Origin of the sequence: Salinispora pacifica CNR114, from assembly GCF_000514775.1 — a bacterium.
In the GTDB taxonomy this organism is placed as follows: Bacteria; Actinomycetota; Actinomycetes; order Mycobacteriales; family Micromonosporaceae; genus Micromonospora; species Micromonospora pacifica.
Genome location: NZ_AZWO01000020.1, coordinates 88,792 through 109,658, shown reverse-complemented (window position 1 = coordinate 109,658; position 20,867 = coordinate 88,792). Strand labels below are relative to the sequence as shown.

Below are 20,867 nucleotides of genomic sequence, written 5' to 3'. Positions count from 1 at the left end.
CCCGCGCAGTTCAGCACCTTCACCGCCACCAGGTTCGTCTCCTTGGCGATGCCGTGTGCCGTGCCACCGACGGTACCGGCAACGTGCGTGCCGTGCCCATTACAGTCGGTGTCATTACTGTCGGCGGTGTTGGTGCCCCAGGTAGCCCTACCACCGAAGTCCTGGTGAGTGGTACGGATACCGGTGTCGAGGATGTAGACAGTCACGTCACTGGCAGTGTTCGGGTAGGTGTAGGAGTTGTCCAGCGGCAAATCCCGCTGGTCAACCCGGTCCAGGCCCCAGGACGGCGGGTTGTTCTGGGTGTCAGCGATCGACACCTCGTGGTTCTGCTCGACGTAGGCCACCGCTGGGTCAGCCGCGATCCGAGCGGCGGCACCAGCGTCCACCCGCAGTTCGGCTCCGCGGAGGGCCGCGGTGTACGTCCGGGCTACCTGGCCACCATGCCGGTCCACCAAGCGATCAGCCGACCGCTCGACCGCACCACGGCCAACCGCACTGTCCTTGAAGACCACGATGTAGCTGTCGGCTACCGCCGTAGCGCCTCCCGCACTACGGATCTCACCAACCGGTTCAGCGGCCATAGCGGGGGTTGCGGACGCCATCATGGCCATCGTGGCTAGTCCGACGAACATGGACCTTCGGGATAGACCCATCTCCTCTGTCTCCCTCCGGATGGCATCAAGGTCCACCGACTCCCGGCGAGTCGATCGATAGATGCCAATCCATCAATGAGAGTAATCGGCGGGGAGATGAGAAATCAACACATCGAGTCACCGACCCACAGGTGGGTTACCCGGGAAGTCACCGATGCGACCACGGTGATACGTCCGGCTGCCAAAAGACGGAGACACCGGCGTTCGTCGCCGTGCGTGCGCGCCCGACCGGCGTCGCTGATCAGCATCGCGGACTGGCGGCCTGAGCAGCGTCCCGGTGCGATACAACCGTCAGCGGGACCGCCCCGGGCCCTGCACGTAGAGAAGTTCGAGAATGGCCCGAGTCGCCTCAAACCAGCGATCCAGCCAACCCGGCGGCGGAACACTGCCCTTCGGTGGTAGCTCCATCAGGAGACCGCGCAGCAACGGGTGATCAACCAGTGATTCAACCGGACCGGTCGGCCAGCGGTCGGCCGGAAAGCCCGGTCCGGTCGACGAATCCGGGTCGAGCGAAGTCAGGGGCTGAGGTGGAGCAGATCGCTGGGGTGGGGACCCATCCTGCCGCTCACCGGCTTCGCCGTCCGGCGACACCACCTCAGTCAGCACCGTATCCCGGCGTGTCCCGCGGTACTTGCCACCAAACCGCTCCGGCTTGCCCGGACCGTTGGTGAGGTTCTCTGACCCGATCGTCGTCATCCGTCTCGCCTACTTCGTTCGGTTGCCGATCGGTACGGCCGGCACTGACCATGCGCCGCACCGACGGGTTCAACGAGACGGAGCCGTTGTGGCGACGGGGCATTGGCAAGCCGGGTCATCCAACCCCAAAACGGGGAAATCAAGCTGGCCAACACAGGGGAAAGAAATCTTGTATCGAGCGCATCTGCTGCGTTCAACGGATGCAACCGGGCCGGTGCCCCCGCCCGAACGGGGCGGACGGGGGCACCGGTACTGGTCAGCGCGGGTCGAAGGCACCGCCCCGCGCATTGCTGACGAAGGATCGCCAGTCACCCCGGCTGAAGACCAGGGCCGGGCCGGACCGGTCCTTCGAGTCCCGCACGCCGACCGCCCCCGGCACGTACGCCACCTCAACGCAGTTGTCGCAGTTCGGCCCACTCTTCGAGCTCTTGAACCAGATCCCCTGCGTCAGGTCCACGGGGAACTCCTTGGTCGCCATTTCCACAACGGCTCCTCTGCCAGTTTCGCGATGTGTGCCATGGACTCCTCAGGACTGATGGCAGCCGCGCGGATATGATCAAAGATGAAGCTGTACTTCTGCAGTTCGTCGCTCTTTTCCAGGAAGAGCCCACCCGTGGCGTTCTCCGCGTACACAACATCCGGATCACTGGGTTCGGGGAAGCTCAGGATGCTGAAGGTCCCGTCCATGCCCGCATGCGCACCCACCTCGAAGGGCAGGATCTGCAACGTCACGTTCGGTAGTTCGGTTACCTCCAACAGCCGCTTGAGCTGACCACGCATCACCGTGTCCCCACCCACCGGTCGGCTCACCACCGCCTCATCGAGCACCACCCACAGATCGACTGAATCATCCTGAGTCAGCAACGACTGACGGCCCAGTCGGACACGGACACGTTGTGCGACTTGCTCTGCGGTGAAGTCCGGTCGCGCGGCACGGATCATGGCGCTCGCATACTCTTCGGTCTCCAGTAGACCCGGTACGACCTGCTGTTCGTAGGCACGGATGGAGCTGGCCGCCGCTTCCAGGCCGACGTACGCCCCGACCAAAACCGTGCTGTACGGGTGCCACCAGCCCTTCTGTCGGGCCTCGCGAGCGATCTGCACCAGCTCGTCGCTCTCGGCGCCCACCACGCCGTAGATCCGGAGCATGTCCCGGACATCACGGGGCGTCGCCGTGGTGTGACCGGTCTCGATCCGGGAGACCTTCGAGGCCGAGCATTCGAGCTGCTCGGCGACCGACTCGATGGTGATCCCCGCAGCCTCACGCTGCCGACGGAGTTCCGCGCCCAGCCGCCGACGGCGGATCGTCGGGCTTCGCCGCTCAGCCACGGTGCCACCCCGGACTCAATCTCGCGGTCATTGCCACCCGTCCCCCTCCACCTTGACAACTTCCCGGCTCGGCCGTCGTGCCGGGGAGGGCACGACGGTGGACGGGCTCGCAGCGGCGGATGGCGGCGGGGCGAACCCGGCCCTCAGTGTGCCGCCCGAATACGAACAGCTCAAGCATTGCATCGCGCTGGACTGACAACTCATCGGCAACAACCGACATGCAACTTGCATGTCGCACGTCACTGATGCACTCTATTCCCTATGGTGGATCACGCAGAGTCCTACTCCGCTCTCACACCGTGGTGATCCCGCGGTCAGGCACCAACAACGCCAGCCGGCGGGGCACCACCCCCGAGGCCGACAACACATGTCCCCCGACAACTCCCGCCGGCGCCTCCGCCGGCCCTCTTTCCCAGGAGCCCATGTGCTTCCCCGCACCGGTGACGTACTGCACGTGACTCGCGCGGCGAGTGTCCAGTTCCGCCGACCCATCGCCTTCCGGGTGATCCGGGTCCTCGATTGGCCGACCTACGACGGTTGGCTCTGGCTCGACGGCTACGAGTTGAACGCCTCGGGGGACGCGGTCAGCCGGCGGTCGATCTTCGTACAGCAGGAAGGACTGAACCAGATCCAGCCTGCGCCGCAACGCCACCCACACACCGTGGGGACACCGCGCCGACCGCTGGCGCGAACCCCGGCCCGCGTGGGTTGACCTGCTGCGATCGCCAGTTCCACCAGTAAGGTTGACGGCCAGCCGGTGGGTTGGCGTAAACGTTCGATCAGCCGGTGGGGGTGGGTTCGGGGGTCGGAGTGACCGTCGGCCGCTCTGACGACGGTCCGGACCTCGACACCACCAGTACCACCGCCGTCCCCTCCGGCACCAGCACACCTGCTTGCGGTTCCGTCCCGATCACGATGCCGGGCGGCTGATCCGAGGTCTGATACTGGACCTGGTACGCCAATCCGATCTGGTCCAGGAGCGCCTGGGCCGTCGCCAGCGGCAGGTCGACCACCGGGGGCATCGGGACCTCACCCGGCTCCGCTGTCGGCAACGGAGTGGTCGGTGCTGCCGAGGTCGGCGTGGTCGTGGTCGGCGCGGCGGACGTTGGCGTGGGGGATGTTGACGTCGGCGCCGCCGGTGGCGTGGTGGCCGACGGCGAGGAGTCGGGGTTGACCTGCTCGTCGTCGCCGGCGCCGAGGGCGAGCCACAGACCGGCGCCGAAGACGGCGAGCAGAAGGAGAATCACTCCCCAGAGGATCGGTGACCACCACCGTCGCCCGTTCGGCTCCGCGTACCACCCGGTCTCCTGCTGGTACTCCGGCGGACGCGGCGGCGGCACGCCCGCACGCCCGGACCATGCCGCCGGCCCTCCGGTGGGGGGCAGGGGCGCGGTCTGGCCAGCAGGCGGCAGTGGCTCGGTCTGATCCGCCGGCAGCGGGCGGGTTTCGTCGTCCGGCCCGTCAGCGGCGGGCTTTCGGTCGTCGCTCATCCCACGTCCCCCCTCGCTGCCTGACGACAACCTAGCCGGCGAGCAGGGGGTCGGCGGGAATCAGCTCACCACGGCCCGGTACGTGTCAACCCCACAACCACACCACCCCGCCGCAATTACCCTGCGTAAGAATTTGGGCTCGGTACTCCCCGCCCCGACCACAGGACGTTACGCTCGCCGGCATGGCGAGACGCGGCTGGGCAATATCGATCATGACCGCGCTTGGTACCGCCGCCGGGGCCGGCGCCGCCGCGCTGGGCTTCGGCTACGGCCTGGGCATCATCAACTGGGCCCCACCGCCCGATGAGGGTGTCGCTCTCACGGCCTGGACAGCCAGCCTGATCTGGGCCACCTGGATCGCTGCCACCTCTACTGTGGCCGGTGCGGTCTGCGCCCAACACCTCCGCCGTCGCGGCCCGGTGGAACACCCATCGACCAGCAGCCACAAGGAGTCTTCCAGAGTGGACTCGGCGGCCGACGGCCCGAGCGGCCCCGAGACCGCCGCACCGACCATCCGGGAGACGGCGAAGCGGAGCCAGGCCAACCCGAGTGAATCCGACGGGGCGCTCGGCAACCTGGCGCTCGCCGGAGCCGCCGGGTTCGGTGCCCTGATCACGGTCCTGCTGAGCGCCGTACCGGCCCGGGTGGCCGTGGTACCCGGCGTCGCCACACCCCGGGATGTCGCCGCTGGATACGCCGCCCTGGGCGTCCTGGTCGGCGTGGCCATCGCCGGATGGGCGTTGCACTCCCGCGCCGCCGCCACCAACGTGATCGTGACCGTCGGCTGGCTGTGGCTGCTCGCTGTGGTGGCCGTTGTGGATGGCGTCATCGCTGGGCGCGGACTGAACACCGCCCAGCTCGGCATCTGGCAACTCAGCTTCGGCGGGAGCGAGTTGTGGCTGCGCGACTGGTTCTACTGGCCGGGTGCGCTGCTGTCCCTCGGCTCTGCCCTTCTCATCGGCGTACTGGTCGCCCGCGGCACGGCCCGGAACCCCGACCAGCGGGTTGGTGCCACCGCCTCCGGCGCAGCCGGCCCGCTCCTCGTCGCAGTCGTCTACCTGCTCGCCGCGCCGGGGTTGGCGGACCTCGCTCCCGGCCAGGCGTCGGCACACCTCATCGCCCCGTACGCGGTCATCATCGGTTTTGGGGGCTCGGCTTTGGTCGCCACGCTCGGCCAACGGGCTGACCGCCGGGGGCAGGCAGTTCCGCCCCAGCCGGCGGAGTCTCCAGCCGATTCGCCCCCGCCGGCCGAGCCCCCGACCGCCCCACAGCCGGACGGTTCGACCAGCACGGCGGCTACCACTCGCCGCCGGGCGCGCGGATCAAGTAGCCGACGTCCCCGCACTGTGCAGGCGGACACCGCGGCCGGGGTGCCGGTTCAGCGCGGTGTGGACGATGCATCGGCAACGGACGCCGCCCCGGCCGTGCCGGAGCCGACGGAGACGGGCTCGCCCCGGCCCCGGTCTCCCCGCCGCACCAGCTGACCGTGGTGCCGAACAGCGGCCCGGGCCGGGAGTTGCCCCAAGCCATCGGCGACCATCGCCCCGACGTCTGACCGTGAGGGCGGACGACCGTCCGCCTAGTCGACCGGCCAGGTGTGCACCGGCTCGTTGCTGCGCTGGAGTTCGGCGTACCGCTGGACCATGTGGTGCAGGGCCGCCGGGCGGTCGAGCTTCCGGTGCCGCTCGGCCGCCCACACCGCTTCCGCCTGCCATACCGCGCCGTTACGCCGGGTCCGACAACGCTGCTCGATAACGCCGAGCAACCGGTCTCGCTCACCGGGAGCCACGCCGAACCGGTCGAGGCCGATCGCCGCCTGCGGCAGCAGCACGTCAAGGACCAGCTCGGCGACCGGCACCTCACCGAGCTGAGGCCAATGCACCATGGCGTCCATGCCTCGTCGGGCGGCGGAGTGGAAATTCTCCTCCGCCGAGCTGAACGGCAGCTGGCTCCAAGCCGGACGGTCCGCCTCCGCCAGCCCTCGCGCCGATCCGAAGTAGAAGGCGGCGTTGGCCAGCATGTCGATCACGGTCGGACCCGCCGGCAGGACCCGATTCTCCACCCGTAGGTGCGGACGCCCCTCGGTGATGTCGTAGACCGGCCGGTTCCAGCGGTAGACCGTCCCGTTGTGCAGACGTAGTTCGCCGAGCTTCGGCACTCCCCCGGCGTGCAGCACCTCCACCGGGTCCTCTTCCTCACAGATCGGCAACAGCGGCGGGAAGTAGCGAACGTTCTCCTCGAAGAGGTCGAAAATCGAGGTGATCCACCGCTCACCGAACCAGACCCGAGGACGGACACCCTGCGCCTTCAACTCGTCTGGCCGGGTGTCGGTCGCTTGTTGGAACAGCGCGATCCGGGTCTCCGCCCAGAGTTGTCGGCCATACAGATAGGGAGAGTTGGCCCCGATCGCTACCTGGGCGGCGGCGATCGCCTGTGAGGCGTTCCAGTAGTCGGCGAAGCTGTCCGGCGCGACCTGGAGATGGAACTGCAGGCTGGTGCAGGCTGATTCAGGAGCGATCGAGTCGGTGTGGGTCTGTAACCGCTCGACCCCACGGATGTCGAGCTCGATGTCTTCGCCACGCGCTCCAACGATCTGGTCGTTGAGCACCCGGTAGCGCTCGTTGGTGGAGAGGTTGTCAACGACCAGGTGCCCCTCGGTCAGGGTGGGCAGGATTCCCACCAGGAGGATCTGTGCGTCAGACTTGGCCGCCCGCTCGTCGGCACGGGCAAGACTGCCACGAAGGTCCTGTTCGTAGCCGGTGAAGCCGGTGCCCTCGATCAGCCGGGGCGCGGCGTTCAGCTCGAGATTGAACTGCCCCAACTCGGTCTGGAAGAGCGGGTCGGCGATGTCGGCGAGAATTTCCTCGTTCCGCATCGCCGGTTCGGCGGCGGAGTCGACGAGGTTCAGCTCAATCTCCAAGCCGGTCATTGGCCGGTCGGCGGCAAACCCGAAGTCGTCCAGCATCAAGGCGAAGACGTCCAGGCAGCGACGTACCTTGTGCCGATAGCGGATCCGATCCTCCCGGGAGAAGGCGCCCCGCGTGACATCCCTGCCCATGTATCCTCCCGGCGCCCGAGGTGACGGAGCGATGCCGCTCCGCAGCGCATTGTGAACCCTCCACGGTAAGAGTGGCCAAGGCAGCGGGCCAGAGCCGGGCACGCACGAACCCACCACACCTGGTCACGTGCACCATCCACAAAGATGCTTGTTTTGTAAATAACGCGCTTTACAAATACGCCCGCGGCAATATTTGGTTGATCAACTACTGGTAGTATCAACGGGTGGATCAGAATGTGTTCAACGACCCCCGCATCACCGCCGTCGGCCTACTTGTCGAGGCGCACGCTGGGCTGATGGCTCGGTTTACCGCCCAGTTCGAGGAGCACGGCCTCTCCCCGGTGGAATTCGAGGTGCTCACCCGGCTCGCTCGTTCACCTGACAATCAGCTCCGGATGACCGATCTCGCCGCACAGACCTCCCTCTCCACCAGCGGGACGACCCGCGTGGTGGACCGGATGGAACGCGATGGGCTCCTCGCCCGACGCGCCTGCCCCGCCGATCGACGTAGCTCCTTCGCGGTGGCGACCGAATCCGGCCGGGAGCGGCTCGAGGCCGTACTCCCGGATCACCTACGAATCATCGAGGAGTGGTTCACCGGGCAGCTCGACCCGGAGTCACTGACCCGGCTCCTCGATGGGCTACGTCGAGTGCGAGATGCGGTTCACCCCGGCGCCACCGCCGGCGCGATTGGCCCGGAGCCGGCCGGAAACAGCCACTGACGCCACCGGTGGATAGCGCCAGCTTGGCCAGGACACCGCCGGCAGCGAACACCACCGGCAGAAAGAGCGGCAGAACTACCCGGGAGCCGGATCATTATTGGGCAAATCGGTCAGCCGACGTTTCCCCGCCAACTAAGCTCCAATCAACGGGGGATGCACCCGGGGGAGGCGCGGGCGACGAGCGAGGGGTAACAGAGGGGGCTCTCGCTCGCGCCGCTCCCGGGACCTGTTAACCCGGCCCACCCCGCCCGGGGCTCAGGGCCGACGGGTAGCCGCAGCCAATGCCTCCTCCTCCGGCGGCAGCAGGCGGATCCCACTGACCCGACAGACCGCATCCAGCCGATCCAACACGGCCGGCTCGCCCGTGCTGGCGGCCAGCCCCACCAGCGCCTCCACCAGGTCACGGCGGTCCTGACTGTTGGCTCCCGCCTCGGCAGCGACGGCGAACCACTCGGCCGCCAGCTCCCGATCGCCCCGGCGCAACGCCAACGTTCCTTCGATCAGGCCACAGATCCCGTCCGTTGGAACTGAGCTCACACCCGCCGCCGGGGGTCGCAACTCGGCCAGCACCTCGGTCGCCTCCGCCACGCGATCGTCCTGTGCCAGCGCCAGCCCGACCGTGCCCAGCACCCGCCGGTGGTGCCCCGGGTCACCCAGCGCCGTCAACGCCGCCAACGTCCTCCGTCCCTGATCGACGGCGATCTCGTACCGGCCCTCAAGGCGCGTGACCTCGGCCAGATTTGCCATCGCGAGTACCCGTAGCCGCCGCTCCCCGCACTGGGCCGCGAGACGGTCGGCGGTAGCCAACCGGCGTCGAGCGGTGGCAAGGTCACCGACCCGGATCCCGTGCCAGGCCAGGTTGTTCTGTGCCACTGTCACATCCCGGATCCGCCCGTGCCGGGTGGCCAGCGCCAATACCGCCTCGGCCTGCCCCCGCGCCTCATCGTGGTCGCCGGTGCCGGTGAACAACCTACCCAGAACGGTACGGGCCTCCAGCTCACCAGCGACCTCACCGGCCGACTGGAAGGCGGCGAGTGCCGCGCGGGCAGCCGGCAGCTCCTCTGCCCCGGCGCCGTGCTCCGCGGCCAACCGGGCCACGCCCAGCAACGCCCACGCCCGCAGGACGGGGGAAGCGTCAGCGGTACGCGGATCCGCCAGCAACCGGCGCAGCCACTGCCGGCCGGCGACGTCGCGCCCCCGGAAGCGCCACCACCGGACGAGTCCAGCCGCCAGGCCCAGCGCGGTCACCGGTTCGTCGACAGCGGCATGCCCGAGTGCGGAGCTGATGTCCCCGCCGACGTCGTCCAGTCGGTGCACCGCCGCGGTCAGGTCCGCACCCACCAGATACGGAGCCGTCTCGGCGACCAGTCTGGCCATCACCCGCGCATGTTGACGCCGGGCCAGGGTGAGTTCACCCGCGCCGGCAGCCTGCTCGACGGCGAATTCCCGAACGGCGTCGAGCAGCCGGAATCGAAACGGCCCCACCCCCAGGATGCTGAGTAGACCCAGCTCCCGGAGCCGATCCAGCAGCACAACCGGGTCAACGACCAGCACCGTGCCCTCCGGTTCGGCGCCAATTCCGAGCATCTCCTCGGCCAACGTGATCGACCACCGATTCCCGAAGATGGCGAGCCGCCGCAGGGCAGCCCGCTCCTCGGGGGTGAGCAGGAGATAGCTGGTCGCAACGGCGTCCCGCAGCGTCTCGACGACCGCCGCGGGCGTCCGCTGCGTCGGGCCCGGATCAGCAGCGTTCCAGCCCGGCCGCTCGGCCGCACCGGAAACAGTCGCCAGATCAAGAACCCGATCGCCGTACCGATCGAGCAACTCGTTGAGGTCGAGGAGGTGTCCCCGCGCCGCCATCAGCTCGATCGCCAACGGAAGGCCACCGAGGCGGCGGACCAGCCGAGCCAGCGCGGGCAGCTCGGCCGCCGTCGGCGGGTTCGGTCGGACCAGTTCCAGCCGGGCGGTGAACAGCGCCACCGCCGGATACTGGGCGAGGGCCGCCGGGCCAGCCTCGTCACGGTCCGGCGGTGGCGTATCGAGCGGGGCCACCGGCCGGACCCGCTCACCGCGCAGCCCGACCGGGTGCCGACCGGTGACCAGCACCCACAGGGACGGCACCGCGGTCGCGAGCTGGTGCACGGCTTCGGCGACCGGGCCGGGAGCCCGCTCCACGGCGTCCACGAGCAGCAGCGCCGGCTGGCCGGCGAGGCGGGTGGCCAGCTCGGGGAGGCGAGCTACTCCGAAGGCCGCCGCCGAGGCGGCAAGCAGCTCCGCGACATCCGTTCCCTCCCCGGTGAGGACCCCGGCCACCCCACCCGGGAGGTGCCCGGTAGCCGCGTGGGCCACCGACAGCGCCAGCGCCGTCTTGCCGACTCCAGCCAATCCGACCAGGCTGACCAGCCGGGCGGCCGGGTCTCCGCTGAGCATCCCGACCACCTCGGCCACGTCACGCTCCCGACCGATCAGCTCGGGGGCCGGGGGCAGCGCGGTCGGCCGTGCCATGCCGTCCGGGCCGACGTAGAACACTGACTCGGACTCCGGGTACCGGGGCGTCGGCAGCTGTCGGGCGGCGGCGACGAAGGTGGACCGCGCTGCCCCGGCCAACCCAAGGGCGGTTGCGAGCAGTTCGACGGTGGTCCGCTGGGGCCGCGACGAACGGCCCCGCTCCACATCCCGCACAGTCCGGACCCCGATACCGGCCCGGTCCGCGAGTTCGGCCTGAGTCAGGCCGGCGGCGAGCCGGTGTCCGCGGAGCAGGTCGGGCAGCCCCATCGGGCCGCCGGACCACCGCGAATAGTCGTCCTCCGGGCTCATTGCCAGGAAGGGTACGGATCAACGACGATTGCCGACAGGCCCTCGTCGCCCTATTGACGTGCCCTACGGATACCCGACAGCAATGCCAGGCCTAGCTCCGGGGACGAAACCGCCCCCGGCCACAGCCCCAGCTCCGGCCACAGAGCTCCCGCTACAGCCCCAGCTCCCGAGCGATGATCATGCGCTGCACCTCGGAGGTACCCTCACCGATCTCCAGGATCTTGGCGTCCCGCCAGAATCGGGCCACCGGAAACTCGTTCATGAAGCCGTACCCGCCGTGGATCTGGGTGGCGTCCCGAGCGTTGTCCACCGCGATGGTGCTGGCGTGCAGCTTGGCGATGGCCGCCTGGCGCTTGAACGGTTCTCCGGCGAGCATCCGCGCCGCGGCGTCGTAATAGGCCAGCCGGGCGGTGTGCACCCGCAGCTCCATGTCCGAAACCTTGAATTGAATCGCCTGGTTGGCCCCGATCGGACGGCCGAAGGCGTGCCGTTCCTTTGCATACCGGACCGACTCGTCCACACAGCCCTGGGCCAGGCCGACGGCGAGGGCGGCGATCGCGATTCGCCCCTCGTCGAGAATCCGTAGGAACTGCGCGAAGCCTCGGCCCCGCTCGCCAAGCAGGTTTCCCGCCGGCACCCGGCAGTCATCGAAGGTCAGCTCGTGCGTGTCGGAGGCCGTCCAGCCCACCTTGGAGTATCCCGGCGCCACGGTGAAGCCCGGGGTTCCGGTCGGCACGATGATTGTGGACAGCTCCTTCGAGCCGTCCGGCCTGGTACCGGTGACCGCCGCGACGGTGACCAGCTCGGTGATGTCGGTCCCGGAGTTGGTGATGAACGCCTTCGACCCGTTGATCACCCACTCGTCCGTCGACTCATCGAGTACCGCCCGGGTCTGGGTTCCCCCGGCGTCCGAGCCAAAGCCCGGTTCAGTCAACCCAAACGCGGCCAGTGCCGTGCCGTTGAGTAGCCGCGGCAGCCACCGTGCCCGCTGCTCATCCGTGCCGAACCGATAGATGGGCATCGCACCGAGCGAGACCGCCGCCTCAAGCGTGATCGCCACGCTGGAGTCGATCCGAGCAAGTTCCTCCAGCACCAGGCAGAGCGCGAAGTAATCACCCCCCATGCCACCGTGCTCCTCCGGAAAGGGAAGGCCGAACAGGCCCATCTCCCCCATCTTGCGAATGACCTCGTACGGGAAGGTGTGCTGCTCGTAGTGGTCGGCGATGACCGGAGCGACCACCTCGCGGGCGAAGTCGCGGACACTCGTCCGCAGCGCCTCGTGCTCCTCGGCGAGCCGAAAGTCCATGGTTTCCTCCTGGTGGGGGATGGGCCACCCGACGCTCGTGACGCCGGGGCGGCCGGGTCAGACAGGGGTGACGCCGTGCCGGCGGGTGGCGAAGTGGCGATCCTTGCCGCGGGCGGCGGCGAACCGGCGAATCAGCTCGCCACGCAGTTCGGGTGGTTCCACGATCGCGTCGACCACCAGTTCGCTGCCGAGCCGGACGATGTCGATGTCCTGCTCGTACTCCTCGCGCCGGGCGGCGACGAAGGCAGCCCGTTCGCCCTCGTCCTCGATGGCCCCGATCTTGTTGGCGTAGACCGCGTTCACCGCCGCCTCCGCACCCATCACGGCGATCTTCGCGGTCGGCAGGGCGATCGTGGCGTCCGGCTCGAACCCGGGGCCGGCCATCGCGTAGAGGCCGGCGCCGTAGGCCTTGCGCACCACCACGCAGATCTTGGGTACGGTCGCCTCCGAGATCGCGGTGATCATTTTTGCACCGTGCCGAATGATGCCCTGCTTCTCCACCGCGCTGCCGACCATGAACCCGGGCACGTCGGAGAGGAACAGCAGCGGCACGTTGAACGCGTCACAGAGCTGCACGAACCGCGTCGCCTTGTCTGCCGAGTCAACGAAGAGCACGCCCCCCTTGAACATCGAGTTGTTGCCGACCACGCCAACGACCTCGCCGTTGAGCCGACCAAAACCGATCGTCAGCTCCTTGGCCCACAGCGCCTGGATCTCGAAGAAACTCCCCTGGTCGAGCAGCCCCTTCGCGTACCGACGCATGTCGAACGCCTGCCGCTCGCTGGCTGGCACCAGTGCCGCCAGATCGATCTTCGCCGGCGCATCGACGGCGGACGCCGACGGCGGCTCCTGCGTCCAGTTTGTCGGCAGGTACGACAGGTAGCGTCGCACGACGTCAAGCGCGTCGGCCTCGCTCTGGCAGAGGAAGTGCCCGACGCCGGACTCGGCGCAGTGCACCCGGGCCCCGCCCATCGCCTCCAGCGTGGTCTGCTCCCCGGTGACCATCTCGACCATGCGGTCCGAACCCAGGTACATGCTGGCGTTTCCCTCGACCATCGCGACCACGTCGCAGAAGGCCGGAATGTACGCCCCACCGGCCGCGCTCGGGCCGAAGAGCGCGCAGACCTGGGGGATCGAGCCAGACGCGCGGACCTGGTTCCAGAAGATCTTTCCGGCGCCACGCCGGCCGGGGAATAGATCCACCTGATCGGTGATCCGGGCACCGGCCGAGTCGACCAGGTAGACCATCGGAACCTTGGTCGCGTAGGCCCGCTCGATGATCCGGATGATCTTTTCGACGGTCCGGGCTCCCCAACTGCCCGCCTTGACCGTGGAGTCGTTGGCCAGCACACAGACCGGGCGGCCGTCGATGGTGGCGGTTCCGGTGATCACGCCGTCGGCGGGCAGCCCTTCGGCCAGCGCGTTGGCATAGAGCCCGTCCTCGACCAACGACCCCTCGTCAACCAGGAACGCGACCCGTTCCCGGGCGAAGAGCTTGCCCTTCGCGGCATTCGCCGCGTGGTATTTGTCCGCGCCACCGGCCCGGGCCCGCTTCCGTAGCTGTTCCAGCGCCTCACCATCGAGCGTCACGCCGACTCCTCCTGTGCCGCCGCTCCCGGTCCGGCGCGCACTCGCGCGCACCACCGAGCCTACCTGAACGATCGTTAGGGTAGCGCACGCGCCCACCATTTGCCTGCCCGCTCCGAACGGATTCGGACACCATCCGTCCGGCTCCACGGCAACGTCCGGCCCAGGGGCGATGCCCGGTCCGGCCCAGGGGCAACGTCCGGGCCATGGCAGCGACCACCGTGCGGCCGGGACCAACCGCGCGGTGGTGAGAGCCAGCCAGGCCAGGGGTTTGTCAGGCCGGGGGCGTCAGACAGGCGAGGGAGTCAGCCGGGTCCGCGGACCGGCCCGGAGCACGCCGCTGGGCAGGCTTCGGCCGACCAACTCCTCGGCCAGTTCGGCGACCTCGATCAGGGCGGCCAGGTCGATACCGGTGTCGATCCCCATGTCATGCAGCAGGTGCACGGCCTCCTCGGTGGCCAGGTTGCCGCTGGCCCCGGGCGCGTACGGGCACCCACCCAGCCCCCCGACGCTCGCGTCGAACTCGGTGACGCCCAACTCGAGGGCGGTCAACAGGTTCGCCAGGGCAGTGCCTCGGGTGTTATGGAAGTGCAGCAGCAGTGGCGTGCGTGCGTCGCGATCACGTACGGCCGTAACCAACTCACGGACCCGGCGGGGCGTCGCCATGCCGGTGGTGTCGCCGAACGCCACCCGGTCGGCGCCGTCGCGCACCACCCGGTCCACGATCCCGGCCACTCGAACGGGGTCGATGTCCCCCTCGTACGGGCAGCCGAAGCTGGTCGCGACGATGACCTCCGCCCGAGCACCGGCGTTGTGGAGCAGCTCGATCAACTCGGCGATGTCGTCCAGCGACTCGTCGGTGGAGCGGTTGACGTTGCGCCGGTTGTGGGTGTCGCTGGCGGATACCACCACCTCGATCTCGGTGAAGCCGGCCGCCAACGCGCGGCGGGCACCCCGGGTGTTCGGCACCAGCGCGGAGTAGCGCACCCCTTCGGTCCGCTCCGCCCGCCGCCACACCTCGTCGGCGTCGGCCATCTGTGGGATCGCCTTTGGGTGCACAAAGGACACCGCTTCGATCCGCCCAACCCCGGTCCGGGAGAGCGCGTCGAGCAGTCGTACCTTCGCCTCGGTCGGAATCGGCTCCTCGTTCTGGAGACCGTCCCGCGGCCCAACCTCCCGAATAGCCACGAATCCCGGCATATCACCCATGGGCCACCTCACTGTGACGCGCTCTGGTCCGACTCCCCCAGCATGTCACCCACACCATCAACCGAATCGATCGTGTGCTCTCGACCGCCGACGCTGCGCGACAACCGATCAGCCCGCACCCCCGGGGGCAGCGCCCCAAGCCGCGCCACCTCCATCGCCCCGCGCCGACAGCCCGGGCCAACCCGACACCAGATCAACCGCCTGGCCCCGGGGGCAGTACCTCGACCCCGGGAGCACCCGCCCAACGCGGACACGTCAGGGCGTACAAGCAGGTGGTCAGCGCATGCGGGAGACGATGCCGGTGTCGTAGTCACCGGAGAGGAACTCCGGGTTGTCCAACAGCTCGGCGAAGAAGGGCAGATTGTTCTTCGGCCCAGCCAGCTGGAACTGCGCCACCGCGGCCCGCGCGCGACTGATCGCTTCGGCGCGGTCCGCGCCACTGACGATCAGCTTGGCCATCAGGCTGTCGTAGAACGGGGTCACCGTGTTGCCGGCGACATACCCCGAATCGACGCGGACACCCTCGCCGGCCGGCTCGGTCCAGGTGGTGATCGCCCCCGGCCCGGGCAGGAAGCGCTTCGGGTCCTCGGCGTTGATCCGCAGCTCGATCGCGTGCCCCCTCGGCGTCAGGGTATCCGGGTCGAACGTCGGCGGCAGCCCGGCGGCCACCCGCAACTGCTCCTCGACCAGGTCAACCCCGTAGACCAGCTCGGTAACCGGGTGCTCGACCTGCAGTCGCGTGTTCATCTCCAGGAAGAAGAACTCGCCGGTGGTGGGGTCGAGCAGGCATTCGACCGTGCCGGCGTTGCGGTAGCCGACCGCCTCGCCCGCCCGCACCGCCGCGGCCAGAAAACGGGACCGAAGCTCCGAGGTGACCGCCGGGGAGGGGGACTCCTCGACCAACTTCTGGTTCCGTCGCTGCACCGAGCACTCGCGCTCGCCGAGCGCCACCACCCGGCCGTCAGCCAAGCCGAGAATCTGCACCTCGACGTGGCGCACCCGGGGGAAATACCGTTCGATCAGGACAGACCCGTCCCCGAACATCCGCTCGGCGAACGCACGAACCTTGTCGTACTCGGTGCGGAGCGCGGTCTCGTCGTCCGCGATTCCCATGCCCATGCCGCCCCCACCAGCGGCGGCCTTGACCATCACCGGGTAGCCGATCTCTGCCGCCGCGTTCACCGCCGCGGCGAGGTCCGCCGCCGGTTCCGTGGTGCCCGGCGCGACCGGCACCCCGGCCGCCGCCATCAGATTTCGAGCGTTGATCTTGTCGCCCATCGCGGTGATCGCGTCCGGACCAGGCCCGACCCAGAGCAGACCACTCGCCGCGACGGCCTGGGCGAAGTCGGCGTTCTCCGACAGGAAACCGTAGCCAGGGTGGATCGCCTGCACGCCGGTCGACTTGGCGGCGGCGAGGACAGCCTCGACGTTCCGGTAACTCTGCGCCGGATTCGCCGGACCAACACAGACCGCCTGGTCGGCCTCGGTCACAAACGGCAGGCCGGCGTCCGCCTCCGAGTGCACCGCCACCGCCCGGACCCCGAGCCGCTTCGCGGTCCGGATGATCCGGCGGGCGATCTCGCCCCGATTGACGACCAGCAGTGACTCGATCATGTTTCCTCCAGCGTCCCGGGGTCGAACGGAAGCTAGGGAACCATGCCGCCCCGGTTACTGACGAGTCAGTGTGCGGCACAGCCCCTCGATCCAGCCTGGGGCAGGTTCGGGCTTGGGGCCAGTGCTCAGCGTGCTGTCGGCGCCAACAGCGCAGCCAGTGTCGCGCCTCGGAGCAGCTCGGCTCGGCGCTGCCGGTCCACCACGCCTCCGAGGAACGGGGTCGAGTTCATCAGGCCAAAGGCGGCGTGTGCCAGCACCCGCGCCTCGTTGTCGGGCAGGCCCGGGTGCGACGCGGTCAGCACGCTCACCCACTCCTCGACGTACAGCCGCTGGAGCCGGCGGATGCGGCGACGCGGTTGGTCAGGTAACCGGTCCAGCTCGTGCAGGTGCAGGGCGATCACCGCCGGTTGGGCCAGCGCGAAGTCGACATGGAAGTCGATCAGCGACTCCAACGCGGCGCGAGGGTCGTCGGGATGGTCCGCCGCCCGCTCCCGGCCGCCGGTGAGCAGCCCCTCGCTTACCGGGATCAACGCGGCGACCAGCATCGCCTCCTTGCCAGCGAAGTGGTGGTAGAGCGCCGGACCGGTGACCCCGGCGGCAGCGCCGATGTCATCCATCGACACACCGTGGTAGCCCCGGGCGGCAAACAGCCCGACCGCGATCTCAAGGATCTCGTCCTTACGGGACCGACGCCGGCCACTGCCCATATCGCCGTTCGCCGCTCTGGGCGACTGCTGCACCGTCACGGGGAAAGCGTAGTCCGCGGACTCCACCACGTGCAGCGGTCGGGGCCGTGCCCCGGATTCCCGAAGCACGGCCGAGACCGAGCCCAGGCGTGGTGGGCCCTGGGCAGAGCGGAGCCGATCAGCCCTTCAACGGGGTCAGATCGGGGCGTTTGGCGGTGACCGTGTCGCCAGAGCTGCGACCGGTGAGGCGACGGGTCAGCCAGGGTGCCAGGTACTGGGTGGCCCAGCGGAGGTCGTCGGTACGGGCCGTCAGCCATGGCCGGGGCAGCGGACGTTCGGGGGCCAGCAACCATTCCTCGGCACAGCTGACTCCCAGCGCGGTCAGCACCTGGGCAGCCACCCGCCGGTGCCCGGCCGAGGAGAGGTGCAACCGGTCGGTGCTCCACAGCATCGGATTCAGGTACGTGTCGTCGGCGTACAGGTCGACCAGGATCGCGCCATGCCGTTCCGCCGTGTCACCGACCGCCTGGTTGAGCAGCTGCACTCGAGGGGCGACCAGCCGCTGCCCGGGCAGGCGGGCCATGACGTCGGCGAAGCGGAACAGGACCACGTCGGCCCCGCCGGCGCGCAGCCGCCCCACCACGTCGTTGAAGCGCGCGATCAGGCCATCCGGGTCGAAGCTTCGCCGCAGCACATCGTTCCCACCCGCCGCGAAACTGATCAAATCCGGCTGCATCGCCAACGCGGCGGGAACCTGCTCGTCCACCACCCGAGGAAAGAGCCGGCCGCGAACAGCGAGGTTCGCGTACCGGAACTCAGACCCGGCTTCCGCGGCGAGCCGGGTGGCCACCAGGTCGGCCCAGCCCCGAAAGCCGCCATCCGGGTACGTGTCGTCAAGGCCCTCGGTGAAGCTGTCCCCGACCGCCACAAAACTGCGCCAGCCCACTACACCCTCCAGGGTAGGGAAGGACCCGTGTCTCCGCCTCCGGTAGCGGCAAGCCCCGCCTGAGAAGCGATAGTTTCTCACCAATGATGCTTCTCTTGGTGCCCCCGGGGTCGAACCGGGTGGCATCGAGGCGGTGCGGAGTCCGAAAGCCTCTGGCCGAAGGGGTGACCGCAGAGGTAGGTGTAGTAAGGGGGGAATCGGGGAACCGCGTCCCGATCGGGCTGAATCGCTGCCAAAGGAGTCCCATGACCAGTTTCCGGGTCAGTGACGTGATGACGAAGCAGGTCATCTACCTGCCGTTGGAGACCACTCTGGACGAAGCGGCACGGGTGATGAAAGAGGCCGACATCGGAGACGTGGTCGCTACCGACGGCGCCACGCTCGCCGGGGTACTCACCGACCGGGACATCGTGGTTCGGGCCGTCGCCCAGCGGAGCGACCCGGCCCGGACCACCATTGGTTCGATCATCACCCGTGAGGTGGTGATGATCGAACAGAACTGCACCGCGGGCGAGGCGGCGGCCCTCATGCGGGAACGGGGCGTACGGCGGGTACTGGTCTGCGACAACGAGCGAAAGCTGGTCGGCATCGTCTCCCTCGGTGACCTCGCCCTGCGGCTCGACCCCCAGTCGGCGCTCGGCCAGCTCACCGGACAGGCCCCGACGCCGTGACGTGAACGCGCCCCGCTGCCATGGCACGAGCGCGCCCCGCTGCCGTGCGGTGGACGCGCCCCGACGTCCGGCGGAGGCATGCCGCACCGCCGGGAGACGGGCGCGCTCCGCCGTCACACGTCCCGATCCGGCTTCCGGGCGACGGTAGCCTGGCGGGATGCCCGAGATGCCTCCCCGGCTGGTCGAGATCGTGGACGAGTTCGCCACGGCGCCCCGTGACATCGTGCTGGAACTGCTATTGGAGTATGCCGACGCCATCGGGACGTTGCCGTCCGGCCACCCCGACCGCGCGGAGCTGGAGCCGGTCCCGGAGTGCCAGACGGCGCTCTTCCTACGCGCACGTGTGACTCCGGAGGGCAGTGTCGAGACCGTTTTCGACTGCCCACCCGAGGCCGCCACCACCCGCGCCTTCGCGGGCATCCTCGCCGAGGGGCTCGCCGGCGCTCGGCCGGAGCAGGTGCTGGCCGTCCCCGACGACCTGTACCAGCGGATGGGCCTGACCCAGGCAGTCAGTCCGCTGCGGATCCGGGGCGGCACCGCGGTCCTGGCCCGACTCAAACGTCAGGTCCGGGAACAGACGAGCTGACCCCCGGGTTGCCCTCGGTTATGGAGATCGAAATCTACAGCGACCTGGTCTGCCCCTGGTGCTATCTCGGCAAGCGCCGGTTGGAGCGGGCGCTCGCGTCCTACGACGGCGCCGTGACCGTCAGCTATCGACCATTTCAGATCGACCCGGCGCCGGTACCCGAGCCGCTGCCGCTACTGGACGCGCTGGGCGCGAAGTTCGGCGGCCGGGAGCGCGCGCGGCAGATGGCGGACCAGGTCACGCGGGCCGCCGCCGGAGACGGCATCGAGTTCGACTTCGATCGTGCGCTCGACGCGAACACCTTCGACGCGCATCGGCTGGTCGCCTGGGCGACCGAGCGGGACCGGGCCGCCGAGACGGTCGAGGCGCTACACCGGGCCCACTTCCGCGACGGCGTCGACATCGGCTCCCGACCGGCTCTGGCCACGATCGCCGGCGAGGTCGGCCTGGACGCCCCGGCAGCCCACACCTTCCTCGATTCCGACGGGCAGGTAGCCGAGGTCCGGGCCCGGTTGGCCGCCGCGCGGGAACTCGGCATCACGAGCGTGCCGACCTACGTTCTCGCCGGCCGGTACGCGGTGCGCGGCGCGCAGGATTCGTCAGCCCTACTCGCCGCCCTGACCGAGGCCCAGCGGCACCTGGCGACCGGGGGCTGATGGAGCACCTCGGGCGGCGGCCCCGAACATCGACCACCCCGATGTTTCACGTGTAACAACATTGACAGACCCCGCTACCTGATAGCGCGGGCGCCGCTACCACCAGGTCAACTCCCGGCGAGATAGCCCTTCCCCTCCAACAGGGTCCGATCACGGTGGGCAGCCAACTCCTCGGCCCGCTGGGCCTCGATCCGCCGTACCTCCGCCTCCTCCAGGGAGTGCCGGATCGCGAGGCGAATCACGCCGTACAGGAAGATGAACCCTCCGACGTACAGAACCACGGTGGTGACCAGGACCAACATGAAGCCACCGTAGGTCTGTCCGAGCCGGGTCAGGCGGTGGCCGCAGACGGGTTCCCCCGTTCGTGTCCAGCGCCCACCCACCCCGACCCGGCCCGGGAACACCGAGGATCGCCGGGTGCACCCCGCCAGGGTGGTCAGGCGGTCTCCATCGCCTCCCCAAGCCCCTTGGCCAGCCCGGACAGATGCTGGTCGGCGAGCACGTGACCAGCGGTTACCACCAACGCCACCGGCCACTCGATGACCTGCAACAGGGTGAGCAGACCCACCCCCGCGTAGTACGCCAGCTTGTCCGGGGGCGGGATGGCCACCTCCCCCAGTACCGGCACCTCCACTCGGCGGGTGAACGTCCGAACCATGTCCCGACTCCCACTGAGATCCCGGGTCAACATACTCATCTCGACCTCCCCAGAAACGGCGGTGACCGCTCTGGTCTTCCACCGTCGGCGCCCGCCATGCCGGCCTGACCGGTAGAACTTCGCCGTTGGTCAGGGGCATAACGGACGGCCGGGCGGGAAGTCAGACCGCCGGGACACACGGCG

General features: G+C 69.1%; 21 protein-coding genes and 1 pseudogene. 7 read left to right on the top strand and 15 right to left on the bottom strand.

The window, feature by feature from the left end:
- From B118_RS0114565 to B118_RS0114550, 4 genes are all read right to left on the bottom strand, one after another.
- Positions 1-653 (bottom strand): S8 family serine peptidase (locus tag B118_RS0114565; RefSeq protein ID WP_033669908.1); only part of this gene is annotated, 653 nt, incomplete at its 3' end.
- Positions 654-944: 291 nt separating this feature from the next.
- Positions 945-1,349: a hypothetical protein gene (locus B118_RS0114560; protein WP_018221844.1), complete on the bottom strand. Its 405-nt coding sequence runs from the start codon at positions 1,347-1,349 to the stop codon at positions 945-947.
- Between the two features lie 256 nt (positions 1,350-1,605).
- The gene (locus B118_RS0114555) at positions 1,606-1,827 is read right to left on the bottom strand and encodes a DUF397 domain-containing protein (RefSeq protein ID WP_018812789.1); all 222 of its coding nucleotides are present in this window, start codon (positions 1,825-1,827) and stop codon (positions 1,606-1,608) included.
- Complete coding sequence (locus B118_RS0114550) at positions 1,797-2,678, bottom strand: helix-turn-helix domain-containing protein (protein ID WP_018221846.1); 882 nt, start codon at positions 2,676-2,678, stop codon at positions 1,797-1,799. Before B118_RS0114550 ends, B118_RS0114555 begins: the two co-directional genes overlap by 31 nt.
- A gap of 52 nt (positions 2,679-2,730) precedes the next feature.
- On the opposite strand from B118_RS0114550, the gene B118_RS31760 reads away from it, so the two are divergent.
- Both B118_RS31760 and B118_RS0114545 read left to right on the top strand, forming a co-directional pair.
- Positions 2,731-2,874 (top strand): hypothetical protein, encoded by a 144-nt coding sequence (locus B118_RS31760; protein ID WP_155246665.1) that lies wholly within the window; start codon positions 2,731-2,733, stop codon positions 2,872-2,874.
- 228 nt (positions 2,875-3,102) lie between these two features.
- Positions 3,103-3,390, top strand: a complete 288-nt coding sequence (locus B118_RS0114545) for a hypothetical protein (protein WP_018221847.1) — start codon at positions 3,103-3,105, stop codon at positions 3,388-3,390.
- 67 nt (positions 3,391-3,457) lie between these two features.
- On the opposite strand, the gene B118_RS0114540 is transcribed toward B118_RS0114545, so the two are convergent.
- On the bottom strand, positions 3,458-4,168 hold the full coding sequence (locus B118_RS0114540; RefSeq protein ID WP_028192959.1) for a PASTA domain-containing protein: 711 nt from the start codon (positions 4,166-4,168) through the stop codon (positions 3,458-3,460).
- 212 nt (positions 4,169-4,380) lie between these two features.
- Here B118_RS0114540 and B118_RS0114535 point away from each other — a divergent pair, with 212 nt between their 5' ends.
- Positions 4,381-5,652, top strand: coding sequence for a hypothetical protein (locus tag B118_RS0114535; protein WP_028192958.1), 1,272 nt, complete (start codon positions 4,381-4,383; stop codon positions 5,650-5,652).
- Between the two features lie 95 nt (positions 5,653-5,747).
- Here the strand turns inward: B118_RS0114535 and B118_RS0114530 are convergent, their stop codons facing one another.
- Entirely contained in the window at positions 5,748-7,226 is a 1,479-nt protein-coding gene (locus tag B118_RS0114530; RefSeq protein WP_018221850.1) for a glutamate-cysteine ligase family protein, read from the bottom strand.
- A gap of 224 nt (positions 7,227-7,450) precedes the next feature.
- Here B118_RS0114530 and B118_RS0114525 point away from each other — a divergent pair, with 224 nt between their 5' ends.
- Positions 7,451-7,948 (top strand): MarR family winged helix-turn-helix transcriptional regulator, encoded by a 498-nt coding sequence (locus B118_RS0114525; protein ID WP_018221851.1) that lies wholly within the window; start codon positions 7,451-7,453, stop codon positions 7,946-7,948.
- A 255-nt stretch (positions 7,949-8,203) separates the two neighbouring features.
- On the opposite strand, the gene B118_RS0114520 is transcribed toward B118_RS0114525, so the two are convergent.
- From B118_RS0114520 to B118_RS0114485, 7 genes are all read right to left on the bottom strand, one after another.
- The gene (locus B118_RS0114520) at positions 8,204-10,765 is read right to left on the bottom strand and encodes an ATP-binding protein (protein WP_026185552.1); all 2,562 of its coding nucleotides are present in this window, start codon (positions 10,763-10,765) and stop codon (positions 8,204-8,206) included.
- Between the two features lie 151 nt (positions 10,766-10,916).
- Positions 10,917-12,071 (bottom strand): acyl-CoA dehydrogenase family protein, encoded by a 1,155-nt coding sequence (locus B118_RS0114515; RefSeq protein WP_018812794.1) that lies wholly within the window; start codon positions 12,069-12,071, stop codon positions 10,917-10,919.
- A gap of 57 nt (positions 12,072-12,128) precedes the next feature.
- Positions 12,129-13,661, bottom strand: coding sequence for an acyl-CoA carboxylase subunit beta (locus B118_RS0114510; RefSeq protein WP_018812795.1), 1,533 nt, complete (start codon positions 13,659-13,661; stop codon positions 12,129-12,131).
- 285 nt (positions 13,662-13,946) lie between these two features.
- Positions 13,947-14,858: a hydroxymethylglutaryl-CoA lyase gene (locus B118_RS0114505; protein ID WP_026270983.1), complete on the bottom strand. Its 912-nt coding sequence runs from the start codon at positions 14,856-14,858 to the stop codon at positions 13,947-13,949.
- Between the two features lie 285 nt (positions 14,859-15,143).
- Complete coding sequence (locus B118_RS0114495) at positions 15,144-16,481, bottom strand: acetyl-CoA carboxylase biotin carboxylase subunit (RefSeq protein WP_018812797.1); 1,338 nt, start codon at positions 16,479-16,481, stop codon at positions 15,144-15,146.
- A 125-nt stretch (positions 16,482-16,606) separates the two neighbouring features.
- A complete protein-coding gene (locus tag B118_RS0114490) occupies positions 16,607-17,188 on the bottom strand; it encodes a TetR/AcrR family transcriptional regulator (protein ID WP_018221857.1) in 582 nt (193 codons plus the stop codon).
- Between the two features lie 157 nt (positions 17,189-17,345).
- A complete protein-coding gene (locus B118_RS0114485) occupies positions 17,346-18,113 on the bottom strand; it encodes an SGNH/GDSL hydrolase family protein (protein WP_018221858.1) in 768 nt (255 codons plus the stop codon).
- A 245-nt stretch (positions 18,114-18,358) separates the two neighbouring features.
- Here B118_RS0114485 and B118_RS0114480 point away from each other — a divergent pair, with 245 nt between their 5' ends.
- From B118_RS0114480 to B118_RS0114470, 3 genes are all read left to right on the top strand, one after another.
- The gene (locus B118_RS0114480; RefSeq protein ID WP_018221859.1) at positions 18,359-18,784 is read left to right on the top strand and encodes a CBS domain-containing protein; all 426 of its coding nucleotides are present in this window, start codon (positions 18,359-18,361) and stop codon (positions 18,782-18,784) included.
- Between the two features lie 157 nt (positions 18,785-18,941).
- The gene (locus B118_RS0114475; protein WP_018221860.1) at positions 18,942-19,370 is read left to right on the top strand and encodes a SufE family protein; all 429 of its coding nucleotides are present in this window, start codon (positions 18,942-18,944) and stop codon (positions 19,368-19,370) included.
- A 20-nt stretch (positions 19,371-19,390) separates the two neighbouring features.
- The gene (locus B118_RS0114470; RefSeq protein ID WP_018812799.1) at positions 19,391-20,026 is read left to right on the top strand and encodes a DsbA family oxidoreductase; all 636 of its coding nucleotides are present in this window, start codon (positions 19,391-19,393) and stop codon (positions 20,024-20,026) included.
- Between the two features lie 107 nt (positions 20,027-20,133).
- Here the strand turns inward: B118_RS0114470 and B118_RS0114465 are convergent, their stop codons facing one another.
- Both B118_RS0114465 and B118_RS0114460 read right to left on the bottom strand, forming a co-directional pair.
- A complete protein-coding gene (locus tag B118_RS0114465) occupies positions 20,134-20,328 on the bottom strand; it encodes a hypothetical protein (protein WP_026185554.1) in 195 nt (64 codons plus the stop codon).
- Between the two features lie 134 nt (positions 20,329-20,462).
- A pseudogene (locus B118_RS0114460) lies at positions 20,463-20,823 on the bottom strand (hypothetical protein).
- Positions 20,824-20,867: the final 44 nt, after the last annotated feature.

Coding starts and splice junctions, on each gene's coding strand:
- B118_RS0114490 (WP_018221857.1), bottom strand. CDS start 17,188: ATGGGCAGTGGCCGGCGTCGGTCCCGTAAGGACGAGATCCTTGAGATC.
- B118_RS0114540 (WP_028192959.1), bottom strand. CDS start 4,168: ATGAGCGACGACCGAAAGCCCGCCGCTGACGGGCCGGACGACGAAACC.
- B118_RS0114475 (WP_018221860.1), top strand. CDS start 18,942: ATGCCCGAGATGCCTCCCCGGCTGGTCGAGATCGTGGACGAGTTCGCC.
- B118_RS0114555 (WP_018812789.1), bottom strand. CDS start 1,827: ATGGCGACCAAGGAGTTCCCCGTGGACCTGACGCAGGGGATCTGGTTC.
- B118_RS0114535 (WP_028192958.1), top strand. CDS start 4,381: ATGACCGCGCTTGGTACCGCCGCCGGGGCCGGCGCCGCCGCGCTGGGC.
- B118_RS0114470 (WP_018812799.1), top strand. CDS start 19,391: ATGGAGATCGAAATCTACAGCGACCTGGTCTGCCCCTGGTGCTATCTC.
- B118_RS0114520 (WP_026185552.1), bottom strand. CDS start 10,765: ATGAGCCCGGAGGACGACTATTCGCGGTGGTCCGGCGGCCCGATGGGG.
- B118_RS0114480 (WP_018221859.1), top strand. CDS start 18,359: ATGACCAGTTTCCGGGTCAGTGACGTGATGACGAAGCAGGTCATCTAC.
- B118_RS0114560 (WP_018221844.1), bottom strand. CDS start 1,349: ATGACGACGATCGGGTCAGAGAACCTCACCAACGGTCCGGGCAAGCCG.
- B118_RS0114495 (WP_018812797.1), bottom strand. CDS start 16,481: ATGATCGAGTCACTGCTGGTCGTCAATCGGGGCGAGATCGCCCGCCGG.
- B118_RS0114530 (WP_018221850.1), bottom strand. CDS start 7,226: ATGGGCAGGGATGTCACGCGGGGCGCCTTCTCCCGGGAGGATCGGATC.
- B118_RS0114465 (WP_026185554.1), bottom strand. CDS start 20,328: ATGTTGGTCCTGGTCACCACCGTGGTTCTGTACGTCGGAGGGTTCATC.
- B118_RS0114515 (WP_018812794.1), bottom strand. CDS start 12,071: ATGGACTTTCGGCTCGCCGAGGAGCACGAGGCGCTGCGGACGAGTGTC.
- B118_RS0114505 (WP_026270983.1), bottom strand. CDS start 14,858: ATGCCGGGATTCGTGGCTATTCGGGAGGTTGGGCCGCGGGACGGTCTC.